This is a genomic window from Streptomyces sp. TM32 (assembly GCF_004122755.1).
GTDB lineage: Bacteria > Actinomycetota > Actinomycetes > Streptomycetales > Streptomycetaceae > Streptomyces > Streptomyces sioyaensis.
The window spans coordinates 20,145-32,263 of record NZ_SDIG01000065.1 but is presented as its reverse complement, the minus strand read 5'-3'; the positions used below and the strand labels follow the sequence as shown (position 1 = coordinate 32,263).

11 protein-coding genes are annotated in these 12,119 nt (G+C 72.5%); 5 read left to right on the top strand and 6 right to left on the bottom strand.

Features of this window, described 5'->3' with window-relative positions; all coding sequences use genetic code 11:
* Positions 1 to 264: 264 nt before the first annotated feature.
* Complete coding sequence (locus EST92_RS16545) at positions 265 to 753, top strand: glutathione peroxidase (protein ID WP_129281699.1); 489 nt, start codon at positions 265 to 267, stop codon at positions 751 to 753.
* Between the two features lie 31 nt (positions 754 to 784).
* Here the strand turns inward: EST92_RS16545 and EST92_RS16540 are convergent, their stop codons facing one another.
* A complete protein-coding gene (locus EST92_RS16540; RefSeq protein WP_129281697.1) occupies positions 785 to 1,171 on the bottom strand; it encodes an STAS domain-containing protein in 387 nt (128 codons plus the stop codon).
* Between the two features lie 567 nt (positions 1,172 to 1,738).
* On the opposite strand from EST92_RS16540, the gene EST92_RS16535 reads away from it, so the two are divergent.
* The 4 genes from EST92_RS16535 to lnt all read left to right on the top strand — a co-directional run bounded on the left by EST92_RS16535 (position 1,739) and on the right by lnt (position 7,610).
* Positions 1,739 to 3,190, top strand: coding sequence for a GAF domain-containing protein (locus tag EST92_RS16535; protein WP_129281696.1), 1,452 nt, complete (start codon positions 1,739 to 1,741; stop codon positions 3,188 to 3,190).
* Between the two features lie 229 nt (positions 3,191 to 3,419).
* Complete coding sequence (locus EST92_RS16530) at positions 3,420 to 5,366, top strand: ABC transporter ATP-binding protein (RefSeq protein WP_129281695.1); 1,947 nt, start codon at positions 3,420 to 3,422, stop codon at positions 5,364 to 5,366.
* Positions 5,367 to 5,442: 76 nt separating this feature from the next.
* Positions 5,443 to 5,931, top strand: a complete 489-nt coding sequence (locus tag EST92_RS16525) for a nuclear transport factor 2 family protein (protein WP_129281694.1) — start codon at positions 5,443 to 5,445, stop codon at positions 5,929 to 5,931.
* A gap of 107 nt (positions 5,932 to 6,038) precedes the next feature.
* A complete protein-coding gene (lnt, locus tag EST92_RS16520) occupies positions 6,039 to 7,610 on the top strand; it encodes an apolipoprotein N-acyltransferase (protein ID WP_129281693.1) in 1,572 nt (523 codons plus the stop codon).
* Here the strand turns inward: lnt and EST92_RS16515 are convergent.
* From EST92_RS16515 to fabG, 5 genes are all read right to left on the bottom strand, one after another.
* Positions 7,579 to 8,487 (bottom strand): Gfo/Idh/MocA family oxidoreductase, encoded by a 909-nt coding sequence (locus EST92_RS16515; RefSeq protein ID WP_129281692.1) that lies wholly within the window; start codon positions 8,485 to 8,487, stop codon positions 7,579 to 7,581. The genes lnt and EST92_RS16515 overlap by 32 nt on opposite strands.
* A 283-nt stretch (positions 8,488 to 8,770) precedes the next feature.
* Complete coding sequence (locus EST92_RS16510; RefSeq protein WP_129281691.1) at positions 8,771 to 9,310, bottom strand: hypothetical protein; 540 nt, start codon at positions 9,308 to 9,310, stop codon at positions 8,771 to 8,773.
* A gap of 137 nt (positions 9,311 to 9,447) precedes the next feature.
* Entirely contained in the window at positions 9,448 to 10,116 is a 669-nt protein-coding gene (locus tag EST92_RS16505) for a uracil-DNA glycosylase (RefSeq protein ID WP_129281698.1), read from the bottom strand.
* Between the two features lie 283 nt (positions 10,117 to 10,399).
* A complete protein-coding gene (locus EST92_RS16500; protein ID WP_129281690.1) occupies positions 10,400 to 11,170 on the bottom strand; it encodes an SDR family oxidoreductase in 771 nt (256 codons plus the stop codon).
* Positions 11,171 to 11,198: 28 nt separating this feature from the next.
* Positions 11,199 to 11,960: a 3-oxoacyl-ACP reductase FabG gene (fabG, locus tag EST92_RS16495; RefSeq protein ID WP_129281689.1), complete on the bottom strand. Its 762-nt coding sequence runs from the start codon at positions 11,958 to 11,960 to the stop codon at positions 11,199 to 11,201.
* Positions 11,961 to 12,119 lie beyond the last annotated feature (159 nt).

Sequence of the window (12,119 nt, the reverse complement as noted above, 5' to 3'; positions counted from 1 at the left end):
GATACGTTCGCGCCCGGGCGGACGGTCCGTCGGCCGCTTCTTGCTCAGCAGCCTCGGGTGCCACGGGTCCGGCCCCTCAGACACGGCACCCGGCCGAGGGGGAAACGCCGATCTTCGACCAGCTGCTCAAGGAGTGGCGCTCGGGGGAGCTCCGGCCGGTCGTGTCCTGGCCGGTCGACGATCCGGGGAAGATCAGGGCGGGCGCCGCTGTTGGGACACAGGAAGGACGTCCCTGTCCGCGGACCCGTAACGAGGAGCATGACCGTGACCCTGTACGACATCCCGCTGCGCACCCTGACCGGTGAACCCGCTTCCCTCGCCGACTACCGGGGCAAGGCCCTGCTCGTGGTGAACGTGGCGTCCAAGTGCGGGCTGACCCCGCAGTATGCGGGCCTGGAGCGGCTGCAGCAGCGCTACGGGGACCGTGGTTTCACCGTGCTGGGCTTCCCCAGCAACCAGTTCGCGGGCCAGGAACCGGGCACCGCGGAGGAGATCGCCACGTTCTGCTCGGCGACGTACGGCGTGAGTTTCCCGCTGTTCGAGAAGACCGACGTCAACGGCGCGGACCGGCACCCGCTGTATGCGGAGCTGACCGCCACCGAGGATGCCGAGGGCGCGGCCGGTGACGTCCAGTGGAACTTCGAGAAGTTCCTGATCGATGCCGGGGGTGAGGTCGCGGGCCGCTTCCGTCCGCGCACCGAGCCGGAGGCCGAGGAGCTGGTCGGCGCCATCGAGGCGGCCCTTCCGGCCTGATGCCGGGGCGGGCCGGCGGCGCCCGGGCGCGTCAGGCGACGGCGCTGCCGGCGCCGTCCGTGACCCCGGCCGGCCCGGTGGCCTCGGCAACGGCATCCATGGCGCCGTCGTGAGGGACGAGTTCGAAGCTGCCGGTCAGCCCGGTCATGCGCAGCAGCCGCGCGACGCTCCCGTCGCCGGTGGCTCCGGCCAGCCGTAGCCTGCCGCCCCGCTGCCGGGCGCGCTGGCGGGCGCGGCTGAGCAGGGACAGTCCGGCGCAGTCGATGAAGGTCACCGCGCGCACGTCCAGCACGAGATCGACGCCCTGAGCACCGGTGATGTCGTCCAGCCGGTCGGACAGCACCGACACGGCGAGGATGTCCAGCTCACCGCGGATTTCGAGAAGGGTGGTGCCGCTCGCCGAGCGGCTGGGTCCCACGAGTCTCGGGTAGTACTGACCTTCATCCATCGGCCCGGCCCACTTTCATGCCGAGGCGCGGGATATGGCCACGCGTCTGCGGCGGAGATGTTCGGAACGTGTGGGGGGCGCCCGGCGCAATCCGGGCGGGTCGGCCCGTTGCCGGGTCGTTGGTGGTGTGTCGGTTGTGCGCCTGCGTTTCTGCAGCTGTGTCCGTAGTTGACTACGGCTTACCCGCCGCCCGGGGGCCTCAAGTCCCGGCGCACGACTCAGCTCCAGGTTGTCTCAAAGTCGCCCCTGACGGGTGTGGCCGGGATAAGCGCCCACGGGCCGCGCCTCCGCCGGACCCGTACACCACAGACCGGGACGGACTGCTCGATCGCCCACGCCGCCGATCGCCCGGAGACCTGGACGGCATGGAGCACCCGCAGGTCAGGCGGTATCCCGGCCAAACCGGAGAAAGCGTCCGCTTTCCATGGGTAACACACTTTCGACCGAATTAGACTGTCCGAACGGCCGGAAAGTGAGAGGTGTGCCCTGAAGCCGTCGGACCCCGCGGGAAATTTCCCCGACCGCACCGCGCGGAGCTTGCGCGCGCTGGCGGGCGGGCCGATCTCGCGTCTTCCGCAGCTCCTGGAAGCGATGGTGACGGTCGGTTCCGATCATGATCTGCGCCGTGCGCTGGACCGCATCGCCGAGAACGCCGCCGCGCTGACCGGAGCGCGCCATGCCGCGGTCAGCCTTCCCGACGAGGACGGCGACGGCCCCGGCGAGCTGATCACCCACGGCCCCTCCCCCGCCACCGAGCAGCCCGCCGGAGCCTTTCTGGAGGTGCCCATACGGGTGCAGGGAAAGCTGTCCGGCACGCTGCGCGTGACGGGGAAGGACAGCGGCGGGGGGTTCGGCGACGGGGATCTGCACCTGGTGCGGGTGCTGGCCACCCAAGCGGGCATCGCCTTGAGCAATGCCCGGACGCACGCGGCCGCCCGGCAGCGAAGACGCTGGATCGACGGGACGGCCTCCGTGACCACGGCCCTGCTGGCCGAGCCCGACACCCGCTCGACGACCCCCAACGCCCTGGCCGTCGTCGCGGAGCAGGGCCGGGACCTGGCCGACGCGGCCACCGGCGCGGTGCTGATGCCGCACCCCGAGGGCGGTATGGAGATCGTGGCGATCTCCACCGTGCTGTCCGAGGCGGTACGGGCCGAGTCCGAGCACGCCAGGATCCCGCCGCAGAGCCCCTCCGTGCACCAGATACGCGCCGGGCTCGCGGTGTTCTCCGACGACTTCGGCGGCGATCCCCGTTCGATCTCCCCGCTCTCGCGCCACTACGGCCCGATGATGCTGCTGCCGCTGCGCAGCAGTGGGCGGGTGCTGGGCGCCCTCGCGCTGTGCCGCGAGCCCGGCGAGCGCCGATTCAGCCACACCGAGCGGACCCTGGGGACGCAGTTCGCCGCTCAGGCCGCGGTGGCCCTCGTCCTCGCCGACCGGCACCGCGACCGCGAACAGCTCGCCGTCTTCGAGGACCGCGACCGCATCGCCCGCGATCTGCACGATCTGGTCATCCAGCGGCTGTTCGCCACCGGAATGCTGCTGGAGACCGTCCGGCGCAAGGCGCAGCTGCCGGAGGTGGCGGAGGGGGTCGGCCGGGCCGTCGACGAGCTGGACGCGACGATCCAGGAGATCAGGTCGGCGATCATCGCGCTGCAGCAGGGGCCGGCCGCGGTGCCCGGGCTCCGTAGCCGCGTGCTGCGGGAGGCCGACGCCGCCACCTCCGCACTCGGCAGCCGGCCGTCGGTGCAGTTCGTGGGCCCGGTCGAGGCACGCCTCGACGACGAGGGCGGCCGGGAGCTGCTGGCGGCGCTGACCAAGGCGCTGGCCGAAGCGGCCCCGTTGGTGCCCGCCGCGGCCCGCCCGGCCCGCATCGAGGTCCTCGTGGACGCCCTCGCCATGCTCCCCGACGGCCGCCCGGCGGTGCGGCTGACGGTCAGCGTCCCGGCCGCCCCCGAGGCCCTCACGGTCTGGGAACGCCCGCTCTGACGGAGCCCGTCACCTGCTGCCCCTGACGGGCCGCGTCACCTGCCGACACCGTCGGCCCGTTCACGGAGGAGGGGGCCGGTTTCGGCGGGCGTGGGTGGCCGGCAGCGGTCCTTGCGGGTGAGCGCAAGGGAATCAAGTTGACCTCAACATTGCTTGAGGTTCTAGGTTCTCTCATGTCGCCGGTCGCGCACGGCGATCCCGTGACGATCCCGACAGCTTGGAGGCCACGATGGACATGGAAGTCACCGCCTGGCATGCGTTGCACAGCACGATGACCGCCCAGCAGGGCCGGCGCCGTTTCTCCCGTGGCACCCTGCGCCGCATCGCGGCGTTCGCCCGCCCGCACCGCCGCCGGCTGCTGTGGTTCCTCGCCCTGAGCACGGTGACCGCGATGCTCGCGGTGGCCACCCCGCTGCTCGCGGGCCGGGTGGTGGACGCGATCGTGAGCGGCGACCCGTCGGGCGTGGTCGTCGGCCTGTCCGGGCTGATCGCCCTGATCGCGGTCGCGGAGGCGGGGCTGGGGCTGCTGACCCGCTGGCTGTCGGCGAGCATCGGTGAGGGGCTGATCCTCGATCTGCGGACGGCCGTGTACGACCACGTGCAGCGGATGCCCGTCGCGTTCTTCACCCGCACCCGCACCGGCGCCCTGGTCAGCCGTCTGAACAACGATGTGATCGGCGCCCAGCGGGCGTTCAGCGACACCCTGTCCGGGGTCGTCAGCAATATCGTGACGCTGCTGCTCACCCTCGTGGTGATGCTCGGCCTGTCCTGGCAGATCACCCTGATCGCGCTGGTGCTGCTGCCGGTGTTCGTGCTGCCTGCCCGCCGGGTCGGCCGGCGGCTGGCGGCCCTGCGCCGGGAGGGGGCGGATCACAACGCGGCGATGGGCACCCAGATGACCGAGCGGTTCTCCGCGCCCGGCGCCACCCTCGTCAAGCTGATGGGCCGGCCGGCCCACGAGTCCGCCGAATTCGCCACCCGGGCCCGCCGGGTGCGCGACATCGGGGTCCGTTCGGCGATGGTCCAGACGTACTTCGTCACCGCCCTCACCCTGGTCTCCGCCCTGGCGCTGGCCGTGGTCTACGGACTGGGCGGGTTCCTCGCCCTGCACGGACAGCTGGAGGCCGGTGCGATCGTCTCGCTCGCCCTGCTGCTCACCCGGCTCTACGCCCCGCTGACCGCACTGTCCGGCGCCCACATCGAGGTGATGAGCGCGCTGGTCAGCTTCGAGCGGGTCTTCGAGGTGCTCGACCTGAAGCCGCTGATCACCGAGAAGCCGGACGCCCGCGCGGTGCCCGACGGCCCGGTGTCGGTGGAGTTCGACGCCGTCCGCTTCTCCTACCCGTCCGCCGACAAGGTCTCGCTGGCCTCCCTGGAGGAGGTCGCCGCGCTCGACACCCGCGGCGGCGAAGAGGTCCTGCACGGCATCTCCTTCCGCGCCGAACCGGGCCAGATGGTCGCCCTGGTCGGCTCCTCGGGCGCCGGCAAGTCGACCGTGGCGCAGCTGCTGCCGCGGCTGTACGACGCCGATGCCGGCGCGGTCCGGCTGTCCGGGGTGGATGTCCGCGATCTGACGGCGGCCTCACTGCGCGACGTCCTGGGGATGGTCACTCAGGACGGGCACCTCTTCCATGACTCGATCCGCGCGAACCTGCTGCTGGCCAGGCCGGCGGCGACCGAGACCGAGCTGTGGGACGCCCTGCGCCGGGCCCGTCTGGAGGACCTGATCGCCCAGCTCCCCGACGGTCTGGACACCGTCGTCGGCGAGCGCGGCTACCGTCTCTCCGGGGGCGAACGGCAGCGGCTGACCATCGCCCGGCTGCTGCTCGCCCACCCCCGGGTCGTGATCCTGGACGAGGCCACCGCCCATCTGGACAACACCTCAGAGGCGGCCGTGCAGGAAGCCCTCACCGAGGCGCTCGACGGCCGTACCGCCCTGGTCATCGCCCACCGGCTGTCGACCGTACGGGCCGCGGACATGATCCTGGTCGTCGAGGGCGGGCGGATCGTCGAGCGCGGGACGCACGAGAGCCTGCTGGCGGACGACGGGCGGTACGCGGAGCTGTACCGGACCCAGTTCACCGACTCGGAGGACCGCCGGGGGGCGGCCGGTGAGGAGCCCGGCCGCCCGGACGCGGGGCCGGATCTGCTGCCGGAGTCGGCGCTGGCGAACTGAGGCGGGACACGGAGGCGGACACGCCCTGGGCCCCCGCCTGTTGGCGGGGGCCCGCGCCATGCCGAAAACTGAGGCGATGACGCAGCGCGCGGAACACTCCACGGTCATGGACCGCCTGGCTCTCGACGATCTGATCAACGGCTATGCCCGCGCCGTGGACGACGGCGACTGGCCCGGCTATATGGCCCTGTTCACCCCGGACGGACGGGCCGACTACCGCTCGGCGGGCGGCATCGAGGCCGGCACCGAGGACATCGCCGCCTGGCTGGCCGAGATGCTGCGGCAGTTCGCGATGCGGCAGCACCTGATCGTCAACCGCCGTATCGACCTCAAGCGGCCGGACGGTGAGCCCGGCGACACCGCCACGATCCAGGCCGACTACCTCAACCCGATGCGGCTCGCGGGCCCCGCCGCGGACGACGAGGACGACGACGACCCGACCGCCCCCAATTACACCTGCGGCGGCCGCTACGACTTCACCGCCCGCCGTACTCCCGACGGCTGGCGACTGACCGGGGTCGTGGTCCACGAGAAGTGGCGGCAGGTGCGCCCGCTCGGTCACTGACCGTCCCGGACCGGAATCGGCCGTTGCGGCGACACCCCCTTTTCTTGATCCGCCCGCCCGCGCACACTGGCCGTCCGGCCCGCGGACACCGGGACGAGGGAGGCGGCATGGACGGAGTGCTCGGCCACCGGTCGCGGTGGCCCGGCTCCGCTTGGGTACGGGGGCTGGCCGCCGCCCTCGCCGGCGCGGTGCCGGCCCTCACCTTTCCCGCGCCGTCGTGGTGGTGGCTGGCGTATGTCGCGCTGGTCCCCTGGCTGCTGCTGGTGCGGTCGGCACCGACGTACCGGCAGGCGGCGCTGGACGGCTGGCTGGGCGGCACCGGCTTCATGCTCGCCGTCCACCAATGGCTGCTGCCGAGCCTGCACGTCTTCATCCTCCTTCTCGCCCTGCTGCTCGGGGCGCTGTGGGCGCCGTGGGGGCTGCTGGTGCGCGCACTGCTGGGCGGCGCGCCCGGAGGGGACGGAACGGCGCGCGGCGCGGGGCGGCCGGCGACGGGCGGGCGGTACGCCGCCGCGCTGGTGCTGGTGCCCTCGGGCTGGCTGATGGTCGAACTGGTCCGCTCCTGGGAGTACTTGGGCGGTCCCTGGGGACTGCTGGGCGCCGGGCAGTGGCAGGTGCCGCCCGCGCTGCGGCTGGCGTCGATCGGCGGGGTATGGCTGCTGAGCCTGCTGATCGTGGCGGTGAACACCGCGGTGGCGGAGCTGATCGCCCGCCCCACGGCCTGGCTGCCGGCTGTCTCGGGGCTGCTGGTGTGCGCGCTGGCGGGCACCGCGGCGTGGCTCTGGGCACCGGTCCCCCGCGCCGCCGGCACGGTGCGGTTCGCGGTCGTCCAGCCCGGCCCGACCGGCACCCCGTCGGCGCGGCTGGCCCGGAGCGAGGCACTCACCCGGTCGCTGGCGGGCCGCGGGGTACGGCTGGTCATCTGGGGGGAGAGCAGCCTCTACGAGGACCCGGCGGACCGCCCGGCGCTCGCCGCCCGCCTCGCCGCGCTCTCCCGGCAGACCGGTGCCGAGCTGCTGGTCAACGCCGACTCCCCGCACGCCGGCCGGGCCGGCATCTACAAGAGCGCGGTACTGATCGGACCGGACGGGCCGACCGGTGACCGCTACGCCAAGATGCGGCTGGTGCCCTTCGGCGAGTACATACCCTTCCGGCCGGTGCTGGGCTGGGCGACCCGGGTGGGCAAGGCGGCCACCACCGACCGGCTGCGCGGCACCCGTCAGGTCCTGCTGCCGGTGGCCACGGCGGGCGGGCTGCGCGTCGGGCCGCTGGTGTGCTTCGAGTCCGCGTTCCCCGACATGAGCCGTCATCTGACGCGGGACGGCGCACGGGTGCTGGTCGCCCAGTCCTCGACCTCGACCTTCCAGCACAGCTGGGCGCCCGCACAGCACTCCTCGCTGGCCGCGCTGCGCGCCGCGGAGAACTGGCGGCCGATGGTGCACGCCACGCTCACCGGCATCAGCGCGGTGTACGGCCCGCGCGGCGAGCAGATCGGCGCGCGGCTGGGCACCGACCGCAGCGCGGCGGCCGTCTACGACCTGCCGTTGGCCGAGGGCACCAGCCCGTACACCCGGTTCGGTGACTGGGCGGTGTACGGGGCGGTGGGCGCCCTGGTGCTCGCCGGCGGGTACGCGGGGCTGCGCGCGGTCAGCAGGCGGCCTGCGCGAGGGCGTCGCTGATCACCCGTTCGCACAGTTCGTGGGTGCGCAGCGCGTCCCGGGCGGACGGCTGCCGGCCGGCCCGTACGTCGTCCAGGAACGCCAGCACGATCTGCTCGATGCCGCGCTGGCGGGCGACCGGCACCCAGTCGCCGCGGCGCCGGATGCTCGGCTGTCCCTTGTGGTCGATGACCTCGGCGAGATTGACGACCTGACGCCTGGTGTCCTGCCCGGAGACGTCGAGGACCTCCTCCGCCGAACCGCTGAGGCGGTTCATGATGCCCAGAGCGGTGAAGCCGTCGCCGGACAGCTGGAGCACCACGTGCTGCATCAGCCCCTCCCGGATCCTGGCGCGCACATCGATGTGGTCGACCTCGCCGGGGACCAGAAACCGCAGGGTGTCGACGACATGGATGAAGTCGTCCAGCACCAGCGTGCGCGGATCCTCGGGCAGGCCGATGCGGTTCTTCTGCATCAGGATCAGCTCGCGGGCGTGCTCGCGGCACTGGGTGTAGGCGGGCGCGAAGCGGCGGTTGAAGCCGACGGTGAGGCCCACGCCGCGGTCCTCGGCGAGCGCGACCAGGCGCTGGGAGACGGCGAGCTCGTAGGAGAGCGGCTTGTCGACATACGTCGGCACGCCGGCTTCGAGCAGCCGGGTCACGAGCTCGGGGTGCGCGGCGGTGGCGGCATGCACGAAGGCCGCGTCCAGGCCGGTGGCGAGCAGTGCGTCCAGGTCGGTGTGGAGTTGCGCGCCGGGCAGCCGGAGGGTGTCGCCGACGCGTTGGAGGGTGGCCGGGGTACGGGTGTACAGATGCAGTTCGAGACCCGGTTGTGTGCCCAGGACCGGGAGGTACGCCTTCTGGGCGATGTCGCCGAGTCCGATGCAGCCGACCTTCACTCGCGCTCCCTGGGTTGTGCCGCGTTCCTGGTGCCTGGCGTGCCGGCAGCATACGTGCCGGCCCGCGGCCGCCGGCCGGCGATCCCGTCGAGGCCGCGCAGCCCCGGCACCGGGCGCGAGGCGGGCGGCAGGCGGCGGCGGGCGGCCGGTGCGCGGCAGCCGGGCGGTGCGCGGCGGCCGGTGCCGGGTGCGGTGGCGGTGACGGTGTCCGTAGGCCTGCCCTGCGACGGCATCGCGCGTGCCCTGCGGCGGCGGAGGACTCGCCGTCCCGGATGCGGGAGCCCTACGGAGTGTGCCCCGCCGCCCGGTCGATCCGCAGCTGGAGCCGGTCGATCGCGTCCCGCAGGCCCTGGCGGTATTCGCCGTCGGCGAGGGCGTTGACCGATGCCCGCGCCCGCCGCAGTTGGGCACGGGCATCGGCCGGACGGTCGAGGGCGGCGTAGTCGGCCGCGATATTGAGATGGAGGGAGGGGAAGAACGCCCGGAGCGCGACGAGGGGGTGACGGGGTCCGGGGCCGTCGGCGACCTTCGACTCCACGGGCGCGGCGGCGGTGCCCGCGGGCCGCTCGGTGACGAAGCCCTCGGCCGCCTCCAGGGCCCTGAGGTCCCAGTCGAGTTCGTCCCGGGGGTCGTCCTGGGTATCGGCCATGTAGTGGGCGAGGGTGCAGCGGTGGAAGGCGTCGCCCTGGGGCCCGATCTCGTGCCACAGGGCCGAGAGGCGGTTGCGTGCCTCTTCCCGGTCGCCGGCGCGGTGCAACATGATCGCCTGGCCGATCCGGGTCAGCACGCCGTCCTCGGGCGTAGCCTGCCGCCGCTGCTCCATCACCGCGCACTCCCGGTCGGTTCACCACCACCAATGTCGTTGCCTCGACGCTAACCGCCGGACGGGACCTGCGCGCGGCGTGCGCGACGCGCCCGGGCGGCGGCCGGTCCCTGCCGCTGCCGGACCGGCCCGGTGACTCAGCCCAGGTCGGGGATGCGCCAGTCGATCGGCGCATGGCCCTGCGCGGCGACCGCCGCATTGATCTGGGTGAAGGGACGGGAGCCGAAGAACCTCTTCGCCGAGAGCGGGGAGGGGTGCGCGCCCTGCACCACGGCATGCCGCTCCGCGTCGATCAGCGGCAGCTTCTTCTTGGCGTAATTCCCCCACAGCACGAAGACCGCCGGCTCCGGACGGGAGGCGACCGCGCGGATCACCGCGTCGGTGACCTTCTCCCAGCCCTTGCCCTTGTGCGAATTGGCTTCGGCCTCGCGGACCGTGAGGACGGCGTTCAGCAGCAGCACCCCCTGCTGGGCCCAGGGCATCAGATAGCCGTTGTCCGGAACGGGGTGACCCAGCTCCTCCTGCATCTCCTTGTAGATGTTGCGCAGCGACGGCGGTGTCTTGACGCCGGGCTGCACGGAGAAGCACAGACCATGGCCCTGGCCCGCGCCGTGGTACGGGTCCTGGCCCAGGATGAGCACCTTCACCTGGTCGTAAGGGGTCGCCTCCAGCGCCGCGAAGACCTGCTCGCGGGGCGGGTAGACCGGACCGTTGGCCCGCTCCCGCTCGACGAAGTCGGAGAGCTCCTTGACATAGGGCTTCTCCCACTCCTCGCCGAGGACCTCGCGCCAGGACTCGGGCAGCATGTCGGTCACCACGTCAACAACCTCCGGTGTGCGTTACGTTCTTCGGCACCGAACCTACCGGCGGCCACTGACAACGCGGTCCGCGGGCCGATCGCCCTCAGGTGCCGGTGTCCCCGGTCAGGGTCCCATGCCTCCTCTGCCGGTCCGCCGACACGCGTGGTGCCGGCCCCTGCAAGGGACCGGCACCACGGATCCTCCTCGGATCTCCTCGGAGCGCACACCGGGGCGGGGCCCCCGGGCCCGGCCCGATGCCGTCATCCCCGGCGTTCAGACCCCGACGCCGTCACACCCCGGCGTTGAGGAAGAGACCGCCGTCGACGACCAGGTTCTGGCCGGTGATCCAGCCGGCCGCGTCGGAGAGCAGGAAGGCCGCGGCCCCGCCGATGTCCTCCGGGACGCCCAGCCGCGCCATGGGGTAGCCGGCCGCCGCCTCCTCCTCACGGTTCTCGTACAGCGCGGCGGCGAACTTGGTCTTGATCACCGCGGGCGCGATGGAGTTGACCCGGGCAACCGGTGCGAACTCGTGGGCGAGCTGCTGCGTCAGGTTGATCATCGCGGCCTTGCTCACGCCGTACGCGCCGACGAAGGGCGAGGCGTTGAGGCCGGCGACGGACGCGATGTTGACGATCGCGCCGCCGTTGTCCTTCTGCCAGGCGTGCCAGGTGCGCTGCGCGAAGCCGAGCGCCGAGACGACGTTGGTCTCGAACACCTTGCGGGCGACGCCCAGGTCGAGGTCGGCGATGGGGCCGAACACCGGGTTCGTCCCGGCGTTGTTGACGAGGTAGTCGACGCGGCCGAAGGTCTCCATGGCGCGCTCGACGGCCACGGCCTGATGGGCCTCGTCATGTGCCTTGCCGGCGACGCCGAGCACCCGGTCGGCGCCCAGCTTCTCGGCGGCTTCCTTGAGGGCGTCCTCGTTGCGGCCGGTGATGACGACCCGGTCACCGCGGGCGACCAGGGCCTCCGCGATGCCGTAGCCGATGCCGCGGCTGGCTCCGGTGACCAGCGCCACCTTGCCGGAGGGCTCGGGCAGGCCGCTGTTCTGCTCGGTCATGTCCAGACTCCTGAAGTCGGTGGGGCGGTCAGTTGAGCGGGCCGCCGGCGACGTACAGGACCTGGCCGGAGACGAAGCCGGCCGCCTCGCCGGTGAAGAAGGCGATGGCGTTGGAGATGTCCTCGGGCCGGCCGACGCGCTGCACGGGGATCTGCGTGGCGGCCGCGGCCTGGAACTCCTCGAAGCCCATCCCCACGCGCTCGGCGGTGGCAGCCGTCATGTCGGTGACGATGAATCCGGGGGCGACGGCGTTGGCGGTGACCCCGAACTTGCCGAGCTCGATGGCGAGGGTCTTGGTGAGGCCCTGCAGACCGGCCTTCGCCGCCGAGTAGTTGGCCTGGCCGCGGTTGCCGAGCGCCGAGCTGGAGGAGAGATTGACGATCCGGCCGAACTTGGCGTCCACCATGTGCTTCTGGCAGGCGCGGGACATCAGGAACGCACCGCGCAGATGCACGTTCATGACGGTGTCCCAGTCGGTCTCGCTCATCTTGAACAGCAGGTTGTCCCGAAGCACACCGGCGTTGTTGACGAGGACGGTCGGCGCACCGAGCTCGGAGGCGACCCGCGCGACCGCCGCGTCGACCTGCTCCGCGTCGGAGACGTCGCAGCCGACCGCGATGGCCTTGCCGCCGGCCGCGGTGATCTTCTCCACGGTGTCCTTGCACGCCGCCTCGTCGAGGTCGAGTACGGCGACGGCGCGGCCCTCGGCGGCCAGACGTACGGCGGTGGCCGCGCCGATGCCGCGGGCCGCGCCCGTCACGATGGCGACACGCTGCTCGGTGGTGGACATGGGGTTCTCCTCACCCTAGAAACCTCGACAAGCGGCCCGCCCCACCGATCCCTGGGTGAGCAACCGCTTAGTAGCCTGAGCAGGGCTGACGCTAGAAGCCCGGCAGGGCGCTGTCAACGCCCCACCACTGCGCCGTTGCCCACCTCACCGCGCGGCGGC

What these genes read in the sequence shown, in the direction of transcription:
- EST92_RS16530 (WP_129281695.1), top strand. Translation starts at nt 3,420, where the DNA reads ATGGACATGGAAGTCACCGCCTGGCATGCGTTGCACAGCACGATGACC.
- EST92_RS16525 (WP_129281694.1), top strand. Translation starts at nt 5,443, where the DNA reads ATGACGCAGCGCGCGGAACACTCCACGGTCATGGACCGCCTGGCTCTC.
- lnt (WP_129281693.1), top strand. Translation starts at nt 6,039, where the DNA reads ATGGACGGAGTGCTCGGCCACCGGTCGCGGTGGCCCGGCTCCGCTTGG.
- EST92_RS16510 (WP_129281691.1), bottom strand. Translation starts at nt 9,310, where the DNA reads ATGGAGCAGCGGCGGCAGGCTACGCCCGAGGACGGCGTGCTGACCCGG.
- EST92_RS16505 (WP_129281698.1), bottom strand. Translation starts at nt 10,116, where the DNA reads ATGCTGCCCGAGTCCTGGCGCGAGGTCCTCGGCGAGGAGTGGGAGAAG.
- EST92_RS16500 (WP_129281690.1), bottom strand. Translation starts at nt 11,170, where the DNA reads ATGACCGAGCAGAACAGCGGCCTGCCCGAGCCCTCCGGCAAGGTGGCG.
- fabG (WP_129281689.1), bottom strand. Translation starts at nt 11,960, where the DNA reads ATGTCCACCACCGAGCAGCGTGTCGCCATCGTGACGGGCGCGGCCCGC.